A 19277-nucleotide genomic window follows, 5' to 3' on the forward strand; every position below is an offset into this window, starting at 1 on the left:
TTATGAAAAAATTAATACCGATCATACTTCCAAAACCATCTAAAATGGATAATTTTGCCAAAACCTTAACACAAAGACTATTTATGAAAAAACTGGCTTTACTAGCAACCGTAGCTTTTGCTTTTGTTTCTTGTCAAAAAGATGCAGAAAGTGGCTATACCATTACCGGAGACACAAAAGGTGTTGACAACGGCACAAAAGTTTATCTGCAAATTCAGGGTGAGAACGAATTGGTTCCGAAAGATACTGTTACGGTTGAGAACGGAAAATTTCAATTTAAAGGAGCTTCTGAATTACCGGAACTTGGCTTCTTAACGGTTGAAGGCAGTAATGGAATTCCTTTTATCCTGGAAAACGGAGCTATTTCAATTGCATTCGATAAAGATTCACTTCAAAATAATAAAATAGCGGGAACTGTTGAAAATGATATCTTTCAGGAATTCACCACTAAGAACAATGCAGTGTATGACAAAATTATGTCGTACCAGAAAGAAAATCAGGAAAAATACATGACGGCACAATCATCCGGTGACACTGCTACAGTGAACGGACTGATCAAGGATTTGGAGGAGATCAAATCAGAATTGGCTGATGTTCCGGTTCAGATCATTACCAACAACCCGAAAAGTTTTGTCGGTATCCTGTTGACCGAGAACCAATTGTTGCGTCAGGAAATTTCAGTTGACGAAGCGCAAAAACGTTTGGACAACTTTGAACAAAAATTATTAGATACAAGAGCCGCTAAAAATATTAAAAGTATAATAGAGGCTGCCAACTCTGTAGAAATCGGTAAAAAAGCACCTGATTTTTCAGCACCGTCTCCGGAAGGAAAAGAAATTTCATTAAAAGAATCATTGGGAAAAGTAACCATCATTGATTTCTGGGCTTCATGGTGTGGCCCTTGCCGTATGGAGAATCCTCATGTAGTGGAATTGTACAACCACTACCACGACAAAGGACTGAACATTATCGGGGTTTCTCTTGACAAAGACGAAGCAAAATGGAAAGAAGCTATTGCTAAAGACGGTTTAACCTGGAACCATATCTCTAATTTAAAATTCTGGGCCGACCCGATCGCTGAGAAATACAACGTAAAAGCCATTCCGGCAACATTTATCGTTGATGCAAACGGTGTTATCATTGCCAAAGACCTTAGAGGTGCTGAACTTGACGCAAAGATCAAAGAACTTTTAGGTGAATAAGCCCTCTTAAAATAACGTATATAAAAAAATCTCCTATAGGAGATTTTTTTTATTTTTCTAATTTACAAATGGTTATAAATTATTTTAAAATTAATCGCATTTTGTATTTGTAAGTTTTAAAAACAATCCTATATTTGCAACCGCTTACAAGATAAGCACAGGCTGGGGAGATACTCAAGCGGCCAACGAGGGCAGACTGTAAATCTGCTGGTTACACCTTCGCAGGTTCGAATCCTGCTCTCCCCACGAATAAATAGAATCAATAAAAAAACGCCAAGCCTTGCTTAGGCGTTTTTTTGTTGGTTTTATTTTCAAAGCGTAGCTTTGCAGGAAAAGCGAAGCTAATCCTGTTTCGTGGTATTTTATACCTGATAACCAAGTTTACTTTTATAAATGTTTTGGGATTTTTTGTTTGAGTAAGGTTTCCTTACTCAGGATCACAAACGAAGTGAGTAATTCTGCTCCCTAAATGCTTTACTGCTCTGTATTTCTTTCAAAGGTCTCTTCCTTTTTTCTTTTAATTTCCTCTTACTTATTATAGTAACGATCTAATTTCTAACAATAAAATTTTATTTTGTAAAGAAAAGTTGTATATATTTGAAACTATATTAGTTGGTAATTAAATAAAAATACAATGAAAATATTAACTTTTTATAATCATAAAGGAGGTGTTTCTAAAACATCAACGACCTTTAATGTGGCTCATCTATTAGCTGAAAAAGGTAAAAAAGTATTAGTTGTAGATGCTGATCCTCAATGTAATATCACCGAGTTACTTATTGGTGATCTAATAGCTGAATATGATGAAAAAATGGAATCAACAGGTAAAGAAAATGAAATACCAGGAACAACATTATTGAATATTTTATCCCCAAGAATTAGTGGTGATATTCCAGAAGTTGATATAAGTAAGATTGAAAATGTAAAGGTAAAAGAAAAACTCTTTTTAATACGTGGAGATGTTCAGCTAAGCAGCATTGAAGATGCTCTTTCAGAGTCTCATCAACAGCGATTCTCAACAAAAATCCATGAGAAAAGAACATATGTTGCAATTGGAGACTTCCTAACTAGGTATGGTCTTAAAAATTCATTTGATTATATTTTTATAGATGTCGGTCCGAGTTCTGGTTCATTAACGAGAAGTTGTTTTCTCTCATGTGATTGTTTTTTTGTTCCAGTTGCACCAGACAGATTCAACATACAAGCAATAAAAACATTATCTTTAATAATTGATCGATGGATCGGTGAACATGATAAGGTAGTATCCGATTTTAAAGCTTTAGGCTTACCTGTCAAAGAAGGTAAACCTAAATTTTTAGGTACAATACCACAGCATTACAAATTATTAAAAGGAAAACCAAAACCAGGTTACAAATTATGGATGGACAGACTTCCAAAAACAGTAATTGACAATTTATTCCCTATTCTTAAAAAATATTCTACTCAAACTAATGATTTAACAAATGGTCTGAATGAAGATACAATTTCAACTCCTTCAATTCCCGATTTTCAAAGTTTAGCCCCCTTGATGCAAGAATTTTGTGTCCCCGTATATGCAGTTAAACAATCAATGACTGCCTCTATTACTGAAAAAGGAGGGCAATGGGGTGGTGGAACTTGGGACGATGCTACTAGACGCATGAGTGAATTTAAATCAATGTTTGAAAAAATAATTGACCGTATAAACTAAAATTACAAAATTATGCTTGATTATCATTTTGTAGCTTTTTTAGACATTTTAGGCTATTCTAATATGGTTAAATCAGATTTAGAAGGACCTTCAGGTGAGGAAAAATATTTTCAGAAACTTCTTGATTTACATAAAGAAACAAATAGTTTAAAATATGAAAAACTAGAATTCACATTAATTCAATTCTCTGATTCAATAATCATTTCTGCACCATTTGACCATAGTTCTTTTCATTCATTTTCAAAGTTAATTGCAGAATATCAATTGAAACTTTTACTAAGGGGAATACTTATAAGAGGAGGGGTTACTTATGGTAAACATTATTACAAAGATGACTTCTTATTTAGTTCTGGTTTAATTGATGCATACGGAATTGAAAGTAAATTAGCACGTTACCCTAGAATAATAATTTCTAATGATTTATTTGAACTTATGGTTTCTCATAAAGTCAATTTGGAGTACACATTGAATGATAATAACTATAAAATTATAGATTTTATTAAGACTTCATCAATTGAACAAGTTCAGATTTCAATAATTAATGATATCATTGAAAAACTTGAAAGAAATAAAAATGAAACAATTTCTGAAAAAGGATTATGGTTAAAGGAATATATAAACTTTAAAATACCCTCGACACCTTTTCAATATATTAGATTTAGAAAATAATAACGCTTGCTAGCTCAAGCAAAATACTCACTCAAACGTAACAAAACGCTAAACAAAAAAAAATCCCGAAGCCTAAACTTCGGGATTTTCTATTTTAAAAAACTTTTTTTATTTCAATTCAAAACTCACAGAAACATTTGCCGTTACTTCGATCTCCCCTATCGCTAAGGTTTCTCTCGGTGCTGCATCGGCCATTTCTGCTACTGCATAGGTTTTATACATCGGTCTCGGGTAATTAACCTGTGAGTTATCGCTAATTTGTAACGCCTTGCCCACTTTTTGTCCTAAAACCGAAACATAGTCTTCCGCTTTCTTTTTCGCGTCCAGCATGGCTTTAACACGCGCTTCTGACTCGTATTGCTCTAACGTAGACGATTTGAATTCCACTCCCTGAATGTTGTTCACTCCGGCATCGACCAAACTCATTAGTAAAGCATCGTATTTTTTCAGATCTTTTAAGTGTATGCTGATGGTTTGATTGGCATAATAACTGTATTTCTTCTGGTTGTAATCGTAATTCTTGCGCAAGGACACATTCTGTGTCTGGTAATCGCTTGCCGGGATTCCGTTTTTCTTAATGGCTTTGATGATGGCATCAACCGTCTCATCGTTTTTCTTTTTTACCTCTGTGGCATCTTTTCCTGTATTTTCAACGCCTAAAGTAATAACCGCCTGATCCGGTACTACTTTAATTTTACCTTCTCCGCTCACTGAGATCTGAGGAACAGGTTCCTGAATTTGATTTTGGGCCATCATAGCTGTTGTTGCAAATGTTAAAATCAGAACTAATTTTTTCATACTATATTTTGTTTTTCAGATAATTTATCCAATTGTCGTGCCAAAATCTTACAACTTATTGTTTTTGTACAAATAAAAAAGCAGCAGAATAGGTATTGTTAACAAGATCAGCATTTTAGTATTGGTCACTAACATCGACGGATCTTTGAGTAAAGTCATCAGATACCCGGCGATCGCTCCTCCGAAATGCGCCGTATGACCGATATTATCATTTTTAGCACGCATTCCGTAGATCGAGTACAGCAAATAACCTATTCCGAAAAGATACCCCGGAATAGGAATGAAAAAATACAACGCTAAGGTCATTTCCGGATACAAGAGTATGGAACTGTAAATAATTCCGGTTACTGCTCCGGAAGCCCCTACGGCTCTATAATAATAGTCGTCTTTGTGCAAATACAACGTCAGCAAGTTTCCGGCAACTAAACTTCCGAAATAAATATACAGGAAATACATGTTGCCCAAAGTATGAGAAACAACCGGCGCAAAAAAGTACAAGGTCAGCATATTAAATGCGAGGTGCATAATATCGACGTGCAAAAAGCCGCTGGTCAATATCCTGATCTGTTCGCCTGCTTTAACAGAGCCAACATGGAACTCGTATTTCCTGAAAAAAGCCATGTCGTTAAAGCCTTTAAAGCTTACCAAAACATTAATTCCGATTATAGTCAGTAAGAAAATATCCATTGATTTGTTTTTCGGTAAAATTACTAATAGTTAATTTATTTTAAAACTACTTTAAAAAAAGTATTTTTGTAAAAAGTTTTTAATAAATGCAGCGTATTGCCTATTACTTTGCTTACCCGATATTATGGATAGTATCTATACTTCCGTTCCCTATATTCTATTTTGTTTCCGATTGTATAAAGGTCATCATTTACAACATTATCGGTTATCGTAAAAAAACGGTCAGATCTAATATTGAACTGGCTTTTCCGAACTTAAGTAAAAAAGAACGATTAGCCATCGAAAAAAAATCGTACCGCCATTTATGCGATATGTTTATGGAAATGGTCAAAACCATGACTATTTCTAAAAAAGAGATTCAAAAGCGTTTTAGGTTTACCAATCTGGATCTGTTCGAAGAATACGAAGATAAAGGCAAAAGTATCATTCTGTTCTATGCCCATTACGCCAGTTGGGAATGGTCCGTTACCTTAGGAACTTACATACGGTTTAAAGGATTCGGCATCTACAAAAGAATCAAGAACCCGTACTTTGACCATTTAATGAGAAGTATCCGTTCGCGGTTCGACGCTACTTTACTGGATACCAAACACACGGTAAAAGAAGTGACTGAAAACCAAAACAAAGGAATTCTGGGCGTTTACGGATTTATCAGTGACCAAACGCCGGGCGGTAGTAGCAGAGCCAAATATTGGGATACCTTTCTGGGGCATGAAGTACCGATCCATACCGGAGGTGAAATGCTGGCAAGACATCTGGATATGAATGTTCTTTATATGAAAGTAAAGAAAATAAAACGCGGTTACTACGAGGCCACTTTTATCCCGATAACGGATAACAATATTGAAACCTTACCGGAATTTGAAGTAAGCAGACGTTTTATCCGAGAAGTGGAAAAACAGATCTATGAAGCTCCGGAATATTATTTCTGGACTCACAAACGTTGGAAATTCAAACGAAATAAGAAGAAAAAATAAGGCTTTTCAATCTCATTAATTTTACCCCAGATTTATACTGATCTGTTTTTTATAAAGTAAACCAATCTTCTATCGTTTTATGGATCGTATCCTGAGCGTTTTTATGGGTAAATTCATTTGTTTTACTAGAATATGAATACTCTTTAGCCCATTCTTTATGATTTTCGGCTAAGGCAATAATACTATCACACACATACTCGATCTCTGCATTTGTCGTTGTAGGATGGATCGACATACGGATCCAACCCGGTTTATGTTCCAGATCTCCGGCTGAGATCTGACATACGATAGTATGAGAGGTTTCCTGATCCACATGCAACAAATAATGTCCGTAAGTTCCGGCGCAACTGCAACCTCCGCGAGTTTGTATACCAAATCGGTCATTGAGTAATTTTACGCCTAAATTATAGTGCAGCTCGTCAATATAGAACGATAATACCCCTAATCGGTCCTGATGCTGCGGCGCCAAGATATTGATATTCGGAATATCTTGTAAACGATCGAAAATATAAGCGACCAATTCGTGTTCGCGTTCCAAAATATGGTCCACTCCCATTTTATCTTTTAACTCTATCGCTAAAGCCGTTTTAATCACTTGTAAAAACCCGGAGTACCACCATCTTCCCTATCTTCAATGCTGTCAATATATTGGTGTTCGCCCACGGATTCGTCCATTTTACTGTTCCTCCGCCCGGACAATCCGGTACGTTATTTTTATACAGATTTTTATTAAAGACCATTACTCCGCAAGTTCCCGGGCCTCCCAAAAATTTATGCGGGGAAAAGAAAATAGCGTCCAGATACGATTCCTGATCTTCCGGATGCATGTTGATCTCCACATAAGGTCCGGAACAGGCAAAATCAACAAAACACACACCGTTGTATTGGTGCATTAACTTAGCAACTTCGTAATAAGGTGTCTTAATTCCTGTAACATTGGAACACGAAGTAATGGAAGCGATCTTAAAACTTCTGTCTTTATATTTTTCTAATAATTGTTTGAAATTCTCTAAGCAAAAAAGCCCTTCATCATTTGCCGGTACCACCACCACATCAGCAATCGTTTCTATCCAGGAAGTTTGATTGGAATGGTGCTCCATGTGAGAAATAAACACAATAGGCTTTACTGCCTGAGGAATATGTGCAAACTCTTTCAGGTTTTCAGGAACACGCAAGCCTAGTATTCGTTGCAACTTATTTACCACTCCGGTCATTCCCGTTCCGTGCGTGATTAAAACATCATCTTCTGAAGCATTAACATGTTCTTTAATGATATGACGTGCTTTATGATAGGCTAAGGTCATTGCAGTTCCTGTAATAGAAGTCTCGGTATGCGTATTGGCAACAAACGGACCGAAATCGTGCAACATTTTCTCTTCTATAGGTCTATACAAACGTCCGCTAGCTGTCCAATCCGTATAAATGATTTTCTTTGTACCGAAAGGAGAGGTAAAAGTTTGATCTATTCCGACAATTTCTTTTCGAAATGTATCAAAATACGTTTCCAGTTGCGATTGCGTTGTTGTTGCCATTTGTATAAAAATTTGTCTTCAAAGATACATTTTTTTAAAGATTCCAAAGGGATCCTGAAGCCAATTTTGTAACTTTGACAAAAAGCTATGCAACTTCCTGTTACCACTATTTTCACAGAAAAGCTTCCTGCCGATCCTGAAACGAGCAATGAAATCCGTCAGGTTTATGAAGCTATGTTCTCTTATGTGACTCCTAAAGTTCCTTTGCATCCTAAATTAGTTCATGCGTCAGCAGAGGTGGCTCAATTGATCGGGCTATCGGAGCAATCAATCAGTTCGGATGATTTTATAGCTGTCTTTTCAGGAAAAAAAGTTTTAGAAGGCACTAAACCTTTTGCCATGTGTTATGGCGGACACCAGTTCGGAAACTGGGCAGGACAGTTAGGCGATGGCAGGGCGATTAATCTGTTTGAAGTCCAAAATCAAGGACAAAACCTGATGGTACAACTTAAAGGTGCCGGAAAAACACCTTATTCCCGCAGAGGAGACGGTTTGGCTGTATTGCGTTCTTCTATCCGTGAACATTTATGCAGTGAAGCCATGTATCATTTAGGTGTTCCTACCACCCGATCACTCAGTGTTATGGAAACCGGTGAAAAGGTATTGCGTGATATTTTATACAACGGTAATGCGGCTTACGAAAAAGGAGCTGTCGTTTGTCGTGTAGCACCCAGTTTTATACGTTTTGGAAATTTTGAAATTTTCGCTGCCCGACAGGATGTTAAAAACCTTAAACTACTAGCTGATTTTTGTATCGAGACCTATTTCCCGTCAATTACAACAACCGGAAAAGAGAGATACATTGCTTTTTTTCAGGAAATCGCAACACAAACAAAAGAATTGCTGATCCATTGGCAGCGTGTAGGTTTTGTTCATGGCGTTATGAACACTGATAATATGTCGATCCATGGCATTACAATAGATTATGGTCCTTATGGATGGCTGGAAGGTTACGATCCGCATTGGACACCTAATACGACAGATGCTCAGGGCAAACGTTATCGTTTTGGTAACCAACCCCATATTGCTTTATGGAATTTACTGCAATTGGCAAATGCTCTGTATCCGCTGATAGAAGAAACGCAAGCTTTGGAACGAATTTTGGAACAATTCAATACTGATTTTCAATCGGATTTTAACGCCATGATGTTAAATAAATTAGGCATTACGAAGCGCCATAAAGAGAATGAGAACCTAATTCATCAATTGTTGATCACCCTCCAGGAAACGGAAACCGATATGACTATTTTTTATCGTTTACTAGCTCGTATTTCTAAAAATGATTCGGAAAGTGAAGCTTTACAAAAAATAAAACCTGCCTTTTATCAGGAAGCAGAAATAAAAGATTCCGTGCAAGAAACGTGGTATTTCTGGTTGTCTTTATACCTCAACAGTTTAAAGCAGGAAACTGTTGCTGATGCTGAACGCAAGCGCAGCATGGATCTGGTAAATCCTAAATATGTTTTACGCAATTATATGGCACAACTGGCCATTGAAGCGGCTGAAAAAGAGGATTATTCATTAGTCGATGAATTAGCCGAACTTTTAAAACGTCCGTATGACGAACAACCGGAATATGAAAAATGGTTTGCTAAACGACCGGATTGGGCACGAACTAAAATAGGTTGCTCTATGTTGAGTTGTAGTTCGTAATTTCAGAATGAATCTGCTAAATTTGGCATAACTCTTGTAAATAATTCTATATAAACTTAAAAAAACAAACACGATGAAACCCCTAAAATCGAATACCGTATTAGTGCTACTAACTTTAGTTTTTGCTGTGTTCTTCACACAAGATATCTTTTCTCAGGGTCCGCCACCTTGGGCTCCGGCACATGGTTATCGTGCTAAAACGAGACATATTTATTTTCCTGAGCAAAACATGTATTATGATCTGCAAAAAGGAGTTTATATCTATTATGACAATGGAAACTGGCAGGTTAATGTAAATTTACCTACTATTTTCGGTTCTGTTAATTTGGGGACTACCCGACAAGTACAATTAGATTATTATGGAAATGATCCGCAACAATACAATGCTGATCATGTTTCTAAATATAAACCCGGAAAAAAAGCTAAAAAGAAATCAAAAAAGAAAAAGAAAAAATAAGCGAAAAGGTCTTGTTTTGAGAACCTTATCATTATTTTTATCTTCATGATCGTATTGCTTTCGGGTAAAAAGATCGTTACCAGCCGATTTTTAAAGAATTTTGAAGAAAGTTTAAAAGAACATTCACCGTTTTTCAGATGTCATAAATCGTATATCATTAATACGGAATACATTGTAAGTTACAGTAAATCTGACGGCGGAACGGTTACTTTACAAAACCAGATTGAAATTCCGGTCTCCGGAAATAAAGTGGAAGAATTATTAGCCTTGTTTATCCGAGTGATCAGATAACAAAGATGAGATAGCCTAACAATGAGCCAAGAACCCCATATAAAACGATCAACAGAATTTCTAAGCGATATTCCTGTAGTTTTCTTTTCATAACTTTTTTATCAAATATAATAATTATTATAAGACAATATGAACTATAAGTTTATGAAAAGCACGTATGAGTTTATGAAAGAGCCAAATGGATAGCTTAAATAAAAAAACCACCTGCAAGCAGGTGGTTTTTTTGTATCGCTAATTTTAAGAATTATTCTACATTTTCAACATTAGCTTCTGCTATTTGTTTGTATGTGCCGTTCGTTAATTTTTCGCGAATAGCTTCAAATGCTGCTAAAGTTTCTTCAATATCTTGTAAAGAATGTGAAGCTGTAGGGATCATACGCAACAAGATGATTCCTTTAGGGATTACCGGATAGACAACAATTGACAAGAAAATACCATAATTTTCACGTAAATCGTTTACCATTACCATGGCTTCCGGAATAGATCCTTCTAAATATACAGGAGTAACACAAGTATTGGTATCTCCGATATTAAAACCTCTTTCTTTTAAGCCGTTTTGTAAAGCATCTACATTTTCCCATAATTTTGCTTTCAATTCCGGCATCGTACGCAACATTTCCAAACGCTTCAATGCTCCGATCGTCTGGATCATAGGCAATGACTTAGCAAACATTTGCGAACGTAAATTGTATTTCAGGTAATCAATGATGTCTTTGTCTCCGGCAATAAACGCACCGATACTGGCCATTGATTTAGCAAAAGTTGAAAAGTACACATCAATTCCGTCCTGACAACCTTGCTCCTCCCCTGCTCCGGCACCAGTTTTTCCTAATGTACCGAAACCGTGTGCATCATCTACCAATAAACGGAAATTATACTTTTCTTTTAAAGCTACAATTTCTTTTAATTTACCTTGCTGACCACGCATTCCGAAAACACCTTCCGTGATGAATAAAATTCCTCCTCCGGTCTCTTCAGCCATTTTAGTTGCACGTTGTAAATTTTTCTCGATGCTTTCCATATCATTGTGTTTGTACGTAAAACGTTTGCCCATGTGCAAACGTACCCCGTCAATGATACAAGCATGTGAATCTACATCGTATACGATCACATCGTTCTTAGTTACCAAAGCATCAATGGTAGATACCATTCCCTGATAACCGAAGTTTAATAAGTAAGCCGCTTCTTTTCCTACGAATTCGGCTAATTCGTTTTGTAATTGTTCGTGAATAGTTGTATGACCACTCATCATTCGGGCTCCCATAGGGTAAGCCGCCCCCCAGTCTGCAGCTGCCTGAGCATCTGCTTTACGAACTTCAGGATGGTTAGCCAATCCTAAATAGTCATTCAAACTCCAATTTAAAATCTCTTTTCCGTGAAACTTCATGTGGGGTCCTAACTCACCTTCTAACTTAGGGAACACATAATATCCTTCTGCTTGTGAAGCCCACTTTCCTAAAGGACCTTTATTTTGTTGAATTCTTTCAAATAAATCTTTCACCATGATCTGAATCGGTATTAAAAAATCGGGACAAAAGTAACTATTTCTACCTAACTTTTATACAATTATGGGTATTTTTTAATCCCCGTGTATTTTCTTTTTCCTGACATTCTGAAATTTTGTGCTGCTTTTTATTAGGATTTTCTTAAAAACATCCCAACCTAACTCTCCGTAATTTGCTTTATTCATTTCCTGACTCATTTTATTTGCAACAACCTCTTTGACAGTTCTATATCTTCTTCTTTTCCGGTATGCTTCTGAGGCTCATCTGATAGTTTTATTACCCCGGTCCATCTTTTCTCTTCAGGCAATGCTTTAATCATCTTGATCACGATATTCATAGGCTGTAACCCGACATCATTGGTTAAACTGGTTCCTATTCCGAAAGAAAGTCCGATCTTTCCTTTAAAATGACTGGCGATCCGTTCTACCTTTTCATAATTAAGTCCGTCTGAAAAAATAATGGTCTTGGTCAACGGATTAATTCCTAATTTTTTATAATGTGCTATTGTTTTTTCTCCGAATTCTATAGCATCACCGGAATCATGCCGAACGCCGTCAAATAGTTTGGCAAACTTTTTATCGAACTGGTCAAAGAAAACTTCAGTGGTGAATGTATCGGTCAACGCAATTCCCAGATCGCCGCGATAAACATCCACCCAATGCTCAAGCCCCATGACATTTGCCATCTTGTATCCGTATTTAGCGGCATGAAACATAAACCATTCGTGGGCATGTGTCCCGATTGGTTTTGTATCGTATTTCATGGCCAAATACACATTGCTTGTCCCGATGAAAGTTCCTTTTCCTTTTTCCTGTAATGTTCTCACCACTAAGTCCTGCACTGCCAAAGAATGGCGCCGTCGGGTTCCGAAATCAGCAAACTGAATACCTAATTCTTTGTATTTTTTCACTTTCGTTTGTACCTTTTCGATGACTTTAACATCATTCTCCCGCTCCTGACCCGTCAATTGATAGTACAATTCGCTGATGAGAGCCATAACAGGGACTTCCCACAAGATCGTTCTGTACCAATAGCCTTCAATAATGACCGACACATCGGTTCCGTTTTGTTCAACAACCACTTCCGCAGGATCGTATCGGTAGCCCTGAAGAAAGTCAAGGTATGTAGGATCTAAATAAGGGCAGGTCTCCTGTAAAAAATCTTTTTCCTTCTGACTCAATTGCAGATCAGCCATCTGGTCAATAGCCTGTCGTAAATGAATAGCAAATTTTTCAGGAAAGGGATGTTCTCCCCGATTGATAAAACGGTATTGGGCTTTAGCATACGGAAATAGTTTGATAACCGCATTCTGCATGGTAAATTTATAGAAATCATTATCGAGTATAGAAGGTGAAACCGCAGTCTTGAAACTCATGTTTTTGTTTTAAAAATACAAATAAATCGCCAAACACCTATTTGTTTTTTAATAATGACCCGGAAACTGCTTTAAAATAAAAAAGCCCGAAGATAGTCGAGGCGCTAGATGTTTTAATTAAATTCTATACAAAAATAACAAATTAAAAATCTTTTTGTGGTTTTCCGTAAAACGGATAAAAGAAATATTATTAATTTGCAACAAAACCTTTTTTAAGGTTTATTCTTACGTGGAAAAAAATTAGTATTTTAGATTTATGTTAAAAAAAATCCCACGGAGTACGCAGGATTTAAGATTTTTCTTCGGCTTATAGCCTTATTGTGAATTGCTTTCAATTTAGCAAATATAAAAAAAACAATCCACAATACATATATTACTTAAAATAATTTAACTATAAGTAAAATATGTAAAAAAGGCTAAACATAATTGTCAAAAAGAGGTTTTGGAAGCCTATTTTAATATTGAGTGCACACAATACTTTTACCTTTCAATGGTAAAGATATAAAATATTTTTTGATGTAATATATGTAAACCCTAAAATTGTATATTTTAAAAAAAATAATTTAATATGACTAAAATAATCGGAATTGATGCAGGTTCAAATAGTTTAGGTTGGGCTATCAGAGATACAGATATAAAAGATAATCAAATTATTGATTACGGCGTTTTAACTTTTGACAAAGGTGTCGCTTCCGAAAAAGGAAATGAATTCCCAAAAGTTCAGAAAAGAACTGAAAGTCGTGGAAAAAGAAGAAATTATCAGGCAGAAAAGTATAGAAAATATGAACTTTTAGAATTTCTTATTGGAAAAAACATGTGTCCTTTGACTATTGAGGAATTAGACAAATGGAGAAAATACTCAAAAGGTAAAAAAAGACAATATCCTCAGTCTGAAAAATTCATTCAATGGTTAAGATTTGATTTTGATGAAGATGGAAAACCTGATTTTCATCTATTAGGCAAAGATAAAGATGAAAGTTATTACGCTTTTAGGGCTTATGCTATTGATGAAGTCTATAAAAATGTTTATCAGAGTAATCCTTATGTTTTGGGAAGAATATTTTATCAATTGGTACAACGGAGAGGTTTTAGAGGAAGAGATGAGGAAGAGGCAAAAACAATGCTTCAAGGAAGTGAGAAAACAGGCACAAAAGGAAGAAACGATATTGCTAATTATATAGAAGAATATAAAACTTTAGGTTCCGCACTTTATCATTATCAAAAAGAGAACGGAGGAAGAATTCGCCAACGATATAATTTAAGAAAAGATTACGAAGAGGAACTGAAAGAAATCTGCAAAATACAAGAGCTTTCGGATTCGGATTCTCAGAAATTGTGGAAAGCCATAATTTGGCAACGACCTTTGCGAACTCAAAAGGGTCTGGTAGGAAACTGTATTTATGAAAAAAATAAAAAGCGTGTTGCTGTAAGCCATCCGATTTATGAAGAATACAGAACGTGGACTTTTATCAATAATTTAAAGATTGAACCACCTGTCGGAACAGATAGAGAAACTTATTTGAAAGAAAAAATTTATCCTTTGTTTTATAAGTCGTCTAACGATTTTGAGTTTAAGACGATTCTCAATCAGGTTAAAAAAGACAGGGCGACGATCCTTTCAAAGTTTGGAGAAAAAACAAAAGTAATTTCAGCTAAACTTTTAAAATCTTTTCAGGATTTATTAGGAGATGATTGGAAAGAAAAATACAATTGGAATTCAATAAGCCAAAGAGACTCTCAACCAAAAAAGAAAATAGAAAATGGTTATACTTTTGAAGATATATGGCACGTTCTCAATACTTTTGACGGACAGGAAAATTTAAAAACCTTTGCTCTCGAAAAATTAAAATTAGACGAAGAAAAAGCAGAAAAATTTTCAAAAATAAAACTTAATAAAGGGTATGCAACATTGAGTTTATCCGCTATCAAAAAGATTTTACCTTTTTTACAAAAAGGATTTTTGTATAGTCAGGCAGTTTATTTGGCTAATTTGTATAAAGTTTTGGGAGCTGATAAAATTACAGACGATTTAATAAATTATTTTGCGGAAGAAGTAAAAGTAATTTTAGAAACAAACAGAGAGGAAAAAACGCTAAATAACATCATAAATAGTCTTATTCAAGATGAATTAAATGAAGAAAATCGTTACTCTATTGAAATTGACCGAGAATTAGATAATGAAGAATTAAGACAAATTCAAACGAAAATTATTGATGTATTTGGAGAAAAAACATGGAATGAATTTAAAGGCGAAAAGAAATCACACATTTTAAATTATGTTTCAACTAATTTTAAAGCATTTTTAAAGAAATCCGTTTTATCGAAACACAATGTTTTTATAGAACAACCACGACTACACGACCAAATATTTGCATTGATTCAGGAAAAATATCAGATTCCAATCGATCGAAAAAAATATTTATGGCATCCATCAGAACAGGAATCGTATGTTCCAGCCTCTGAATATGCTTATTTTACTTTAAATAACAAAGATATTTATATCAAAGAAGAGGAAAAACAGACTTTTATCAGGAAAAATCCAAATGCGGATTTTCAGGGAAAAAGTTTGAAACTTCTGGGAAGTCCTGAACCGATTAGTAAAGGGTTTAAAAACCCGATGGCTTTAAAATCTTTGTACAAACTCAAACATTTACTCAATTATCTTTTACAGACAGAAAAAATTGACGAAGATACCCGTGTTGTTATTGAAATCGCACGAGAATTAAATGATACCAATAAAAGAAAAGCTATTGAAAGGTGGAATAATGATAGAGAAAAAGAGAACGAAGGATTTAAAAAGATAATTCGGGAAATCAACGAAGAATGTGGAACAAACTATGACGAAAACGATAAAACATTAATTCGTAAGATAAGACTTTGGAAAGAGCAAAACGGAATATGCTTATATACAGGTGCAACGATTAAAAATTGTGATTTGTTTAATGGTTCTAAATATGATATTGAACATACGATTCCTGCAAGTATCAGCTTTGACAGTGAATTGAAAAATCTCACGTTAGCAGATACAAACTTCAATCGAAATGTAAAGAAAAAAATGTTTCCAACACAACTTTCAAATTATGAAGAAATAAAACAAAGATTGAAATTTATGGAAGAGAAGGTGGGGAATTTGGAAGAATTATTCAAAGAATGGAAAAACAAAGCTTCGTATGCATCTACAAAAGATGTTAAAGATGCTTGTATTCAGCGTTATCACTTGATAAAAATGGATTTGGATTATTGGAGAGCCAAATTACACACATTCACATTAGAAGAATATAAAACAGGTTGGAAAAACAGTCAGTTACGGGATACGCAAATCGTAACCAAATACGCTTTACCTTATTTAAAAACAGTTTTTAGAAGAGTTTCGGTAGAAAAAGGTTCTGTTGTAAATACTTTTAAGGAAATTTATGATGTAAAATTAAAAAACGAGAAAAAAGACCGAAGCGTACACAGTCATCACGCTATTGATGCGGCTGTTCTAACGCTTATTCCGCCACATTATGACAGAGATAAAATACTTTTAAAATACAATGAGGAAAAAGACATAAAAACAGGGAAAATATACCACGAAAAACCAAAATATTGGAAAGATTTTTCTGCATCAAAAATCTTAAAAATTGAAAATGAGATATTTATAAACAATCTTTCAGAAAACAATACAACCATCCCGACATTTAAAGCTGTCCGTAAAAAAGGAAAAATCGTTTGGATTGATAAGACAAACAATATCAAAAAGATTGCACAGGGAGATACTATTCGTGGGCAATTACACGGAGAATCTTTATACGGAGCAATAAAACTTCCTAAAAGAAATGAGCATAATCAAATTCTATTTGATAAAAACAAAAAGATGATTTTGGAAGAAGAACCAATTTTAGTTATCCGAAAAGAATTAGCGTACAAAAAAGATGCAAATTCTCCGGGATTTAAAACTTTAGAAGAAATCGAAAAAGTAATTGTGGACAAAGATTTATTTCAAATGATTAAAAAACAAATTGAAGAAGCTACTGATTTCAAAACAGCCCTTATTGACGGAGTTTATATGTTGGATAAAAAAGGAAATAAAGTCAATAAAATCCGTAGAATTCGTTGTAAAGAAACATTGAAATTTGACACAGCCGTGAAAGTTCATACACAAACATTTCAGTCAAACAAAGAGTATAAACGATATACATTAGCCAAAAACGGAGAGAATACACTTTGTCTTTTCTACAAAAATCAATCAGGCAAGGCAATGAATATTCTTTCTATCGGACAAGTTGCCGAATCAAAAATCAGGAATGATAAAAGATATTTTGAAGAGCCTTTTTACAATCAAACAGAAATCGGAAAAGGGAAAAATAAAACTACAATTCCTTTATATGCAGTTTTAAGAACAGGACAAAAAGTTTTGTTTTATAAAGACTCAATGGAAGAACTGAAAGAAATTTCAAGAGAAGATTTATCAAAAAGACTATTTAAAATTTATCAATTTGAAAGTGATGGTAGAATTAAATTTAGACATCATTTGGTGGCAGGCATTGATACAGAATTAAAGAAAGAGAACAAAGAATACTCATCTTTTAATATAGAGGAAAATTCTGTATTTTTAAGATTAACACAAACACAATGGAATTTTGCTATTGACGGAGTTGATTTTGAAATAAAATTAGATGGAAGTATAGAATTTAAACATTAACCAATGATCAAACGAACCCTCTTTTTCGGTAACCCGGCCTATCTCAGTACCAAAAACGAACAATTAGTGGTCAACTATCCCGATGAGGAACAAGCTACTAAAACCGTTCCTATTGAAGACATCGGGGTTATCGTTATGGAAAACCAACAGATTACCGTGACCAACGGACTGCTGGAAAAACTCACCTATAATAATGTGGCACTTATCAATTGTAATCAGCAGCATTTGCCCATCGGCTTACTGATGCCGTTAAACGGTCATAGCGAACAATCGGAACGCTTTCGCACGCAAATCGGAGCTTCCTTGCCTTTAAAAAAGAATTTGTGGCAGCAAACGGTTTCTGCTAAAATACTGAATCAGGCAGGCATTTTACAGGAAAAAGGAATCCCTGTTAAAAACATGCAACATTGGGCAAAAAATGTAACTTCGGGAGATACACAGAACCACGAAGCCCGGGCAGCCGCTTATTACTGGCAAAATTTGTTTCCTATAGAAGGCTTTAACCGCCAGCAAAACGGTATACCTCCCAACAATCTGTTGAATTACGGTTATGCTATTTTAAGAGGAATTACAGCCCGTGCCTTGGTAAGCTCCGGAATGCACCCTACTTTCGGGATCTTCCACCGCAACAAATACAACGCCTATTGCCTGGCAGATGATATTATGGAACCCTACCGTCCGTATGTTGATTGGATCGTAACGGATATCGTGAACCAACAAGGCATACCGGAGCAACTGACCACTGAGTTCAAAAAACAATTATTGGGGATCATTACTATAGATGTAAAACTGGACGGTAAACGAAGTCCGCTGATGGTAGCTATGAGCCGAACGACGAATTCACTTTACGAATGTTTCAGTGGTTCGGCGCGAAAAATTTTATATCCGGAATATGTATGAAGACCGTTTTTCAAGACTTAATCAATACCGTAGTTTGTGGATCTTAGTTTTTTTTGATTTGCCCACAGAGACCAAAAAAGACCGGCAAATTGCAACCCGTTTCCGAAAACATCTTTTAGATGACGGATTTGCCATGTTCCAATTTTCAATTTATATGCGTTTTTGTGCCAGCAAAGAGAATGCCGATGTACATGTCAAACGTTTAAAGAACCATTTGCCGCCACACGGAAAAATAGGTTTTATGCAGGTCACTGACAAACAATTCGGGATGATGGAAATTTTTTACGGCAAAAAATCGGTAGAGCCGGATCAACCCAACCAACAATTAGAGCTATTTTAGAATTAAAAAAGATAAAATCCAAACTACTGACTCCCAGAAAATCAGGCTTCTTTTTTATTTCCAAAAACCACTATAACTCACAACATACCAACACTTTAACAAGGGGTATGCTGTAAATCATAGTAAAATTAGAACTTTTGAAAGCAATTCACAACATGAGAACTTTACATTTGATAGGCGATGGTGCTGTAAATCATAGTAAAATTAGAACTTTTGAAAGCAATTCACAACCCTAAAGCTAATAAAGCACTTTCAGCCATTGCTGTAAATCATAGTAAAATTAGAACTTTTGAAAGCAATTCACAACAAGATCAAATAATTTCTTCTTTAACTCTATGCTGTAAATCATAGTAAAATTAGAACTTTTGAAAGCAATTCACAACAAATACAGTACAGCTTTAAGTAATTCCTTAGCTGTAAATCATAGTAAAATTAGAACTTTTGAAAGCAATTCACAACAGCGGTACTATAATCTATAAAGATTGGACAGCTGTAAATCATAGTAAAATTAGAACTT

14 protein-coding genes, 1 tRNA gene, 1 pseudogene and 1 CRISPR repeat array (1 of these 17 only partly in view) are annotated in these 19277 nt (G+C 35.1%); of the genes and pseudogenes, 11 read left to right on the top strand and 5 right to left on the bottom strand.

Features of this window, described 5'->3' with window-relative positions; translation table 11 throughout:
• Nucleotides 1-44 precede the first annotated feature (44 nt).
• The 4 genes from DI487_RS00895 to DI487_RS00910 all read left to right on the top strand — a co-directional run bounded on the left by DI487_RS00895 (nucleotide 45) and on the right by DI487_RS00910 (nucleotide 3561).
• A complete protein-coding gene (locus DI487_RS00895; RefSeq protein WP_218925778.1) occupies nucleotides 45-1202 on the top strand; it encodes a TlpA disulfide reductase family protein in 1158 nt (385 codons plus the stop codon).
• Nucleotides 1203-1366: 164 nt separating this feature from the next.
• Nucleotides 1367-1448, top strand: a tRNA-Tyr gene (locus DI487_RS00900).
• A 388-nt stretch (nucleotides 1449-1836) separates the two neighbouring features.
• Complete coding sequence (locus tag DI487_RS00905) at nucleotides 1837-2892, top strand: ParA family protein (RefSeq protein ID WP_109567979.1); 1056 nt, start codon at nucleotides 1837-1839, stop codon at nucleotides 2890-2892.
• A gap of 12 nt (nucleotides 2893-2904) precedes the next feature.
• Nucleotides 2905-3561 carry a hypothetical protein gene (locus tag DI487_RS00910; protein ID WP_109567980.1) on the top strand — a complete coding sequence of 219 codons (657 nt, stop codon included), beginning with the start codon at nucleotides 2905-2907 and terminating at the stop codon, nucleotides 3559-3561.
• 108 nt (nucleotides 3562-3669) lie between these two features.
• Here the strand turns inward: DI487_RS00910 and DI487_RS00915 are convergent, their stop codons facing one another.
• Entirely contained in the window at nucleotides 3670-4359 is a 690-nt protein-coding gene (locus DI487_RS00915; RefSeq protein ID WP_109567981.1) for an SIMPL domain-containing protein, read from the bottom strand.
• Between the two features lie 48 nt (nucleotides 4360-4407).
• Nucleotides 4408-5046: a rhomboid family intramembrane serine protease gene (locus DI487_RS00920; RefSeq protein ID WP_109567982.1), complete on the bottom strand. Its 639-nt coding sequence runs from the start codon at nucleotides 5044-5046 to the stop codon at nucleotides 4408-4410.
• 86 nt (nucleotides 5047-5132) lie between these two features.
• Here DI487_RS00920 and DI487_RS00925 point away from each other — a divergent pair, with 86 nt between their 5' ends.
• Nucleotides 5133-6023 (top strand): lysophospholipid acyltransferase family protein, encoded by an 891-nt coding sequence (locus tag DI487_RS00925; protein WP_109567983.1) that lies wholly within the window; start codon nucleotides 5133-5135, stop codon nucleotides 6021-6023.
• Between the two features lie 49 nt (nucleotides 6024-6072).
• Here DI487_RS00925 and DI487_RS00930 read toward each other — a convergent pair.
• A pseudogene (locus tag DI487_RS00930) lies at nucleotides 6073-7555 on the bottom strand (aminotransferase class V-fold PLP-dependent enzyme).
• Between the two features lie 87 nt (nucleotides 7556-7642).
• Here DI487_RS00930 and DI487_RS00935 point away from each other — a divergent pair.
• The 3 genes from DI487_RS00935 (at nucleotide 7643) to DI487_RS00945 (ending at nucleotide 9956) form a co-directional block, all read left to right on the top strand.
• Entirely contained in the window at nucleotides 7643-9208 is a 1566-nt protein-coding gene (locus tag DI487_RS00935; RefSeq protein WP_109567984.1) for a protein adenylyltransferase SelO, read from the top strand.
• Between the two features lie 73 nt (nucleotides 9209-9281).
• The gene (locus DI487_RS00940) at nucleotides 9282-9665 is read left to right on the top strand and encodes a hypothetical protein (protein WP_146193348.1); all 384 of its coding nucleotides are present in this window, start codon (nucleotides 9282-9284) and stop codon (nucleotides 9663-9665) included.
• 45 nt (nucleotides 9666-9710) lie between these two features.
• The gene (locus tag DI487_RS00945; protein WP_109567986.1) at nucleotides 9711-9956 is read left to right on the top strand and encodes a LytR/AlgR family response regulator transcription factor; all 246 of its coding nucleotides are present in this window, start codon (nucleotides 9711-9713) and stop codon (nucleotides 9954-9956) included.
• Nucleotides 9957-10200: 244 nt separating this feature from the next.
• Here DI487_RS00945 and DI487_RS00950 read toward each other — a convergent pair whose 3' ends face one another.
• Nucleotides 10201-11460, bottom strand: coding sequence for an aminotransferase class I/II-fold pyridoxal phosphate-dependent enzyme (locus DI487_RS00950; RefSeq protein ID WP_109567987.1), 1260 nt, complete (start codon nucleotides 11458-11460; stop codon nucleotides 10201-10203).
• Between the two features lie 194 nt (nucleotides 11461-11654).
• Nucleotides 11655-12836 (bottom strand): nicotinate phosphoribosyltransferase, encoded by a 1182-nt coding sequence (gene pncB / locus DI487_RS00955; protein ID WP_109567988.1) that lies wholly within the window; start codon nucleotides 12834-12836, stop codon nucleotides 11655-11657.
• A gap of 568 nt (nucleotides 12837-13404) precedes the next feature.
• Here pncB and cas9 point away from each other — a divergent pair.
• From cas9 to cas2, 3 genes are read left to right on the top strand one after another with little or no spacing between them, the layout of a single operon-like run.
• The gene (cas9, locus tag DI487_RS00960; protein ID WP_109567989.1) at nucleotides 13405-17520 is read left to right on the top strand and encodes a type II CRISPR RNA-guided endonuclease Cas9; all 4116 of its coding nucleotides are present in this window, start codon (nucleotides 13405-13407) and stop codon (nucleotides 17518-17520) included.
• A gap of 3 nt (nucleotides 17521-17523) precedes the next feature.
• Entirely contained in the window at nucleotides 17524-18420 is an 897-nt protein-coding gene (cas1, locus tag DI487_RS00965; protein ID WP_109567990.1) for a type II CRISPR-associated endonuclease Cas1, read from the top strand.
• A complete protein-coding gene (gene cas2 / locus DI487_RS00970) occupies nucleotides 18413-18760 on the top strand; it encodes a CRISPR-associated endonuclease Cas2 (protein WP_109567991.1) in 348 nt (115 codons plus the stop codon). Before cas1 ends, cas2 begins: the two co-directional genes overlap by 8 nt.
• 109 nt (nucleotides 18761-18869) lie before the next feature.
• Nucleotides 18870-19277: a CRISPR direct-repeat array (repeat unit 46 nt; unit sequence GCTGTAAATCATAGTAAAATTAGAACTTTTGAAAGCAATTCACAAC); it runs 5029 nt beyond the window's last position.

The sequence above is a fragment of the Flavobacterium sediminis genome (genome assembly GCF_003148385.1).
GTDB lineage: Bacteria > Bacteroidota > Bacteroidia > Flavobacteriales > Flavobacteriaceae > Flavobacterium > Flavobacterium sediminis.